The following is a 275-nucleotide window of genomic DNA, read 5'->3' as shown; positions in this document are numbered from 1 at the left end:
CTGACGATCGCGCGCATGCAGGCGGCTGACATCGTTGCCATGAAAACGGATATGACCGCTGTTCTGATGCTCCAGCCCGGCAATAATGCGCAGCAGCGTGGTTTTACCCGAGCCTGATGGGCCAAGCAGCGCCACCATTTCACCCGAGGCAATATCCAGAGAGATATCGTTCAGCACCGATGTGCGACCAAAGGATTTGTTGATCTTGTTAATCTCAATGCTCATGATTTCCCTCCTGTTGCAGGCGTTTGTGCTGTTGCTCTAAACGCCACTGC

At 53.5% G+C, this 275-nt stretch carries 1 protein-coding gene; it reads right to left on the bottom strand.

The annotated features are described in order from the left end of the window. Positions 1 to 225, bottom strand: a 225-nt coding sequence (locus SB765_RS29475; protein ID WP_410932467.1) for an ATP-binding cassette domain-containing protein, incomplete at its 3' end; no start/stop codon positions are given. Positions 226 to 275 lie beyond the last annotated feature (50 nt).

It is taken from the genome of Pseudomonas sp. SIMBA_067, from assembly GCF_046534675.1.
Lineage (GTDB): Bacteria > Pseudomonadota > Gammaproteobacteria > Pseudomonadales > Pseudomonadaceae > Aquipseudomonas > Aquipseudomonas putida.
Note: the sequence above shows the minus strand (reverse complement) of the source record. Positions and strands in the feature narration are given on the sequence as shown.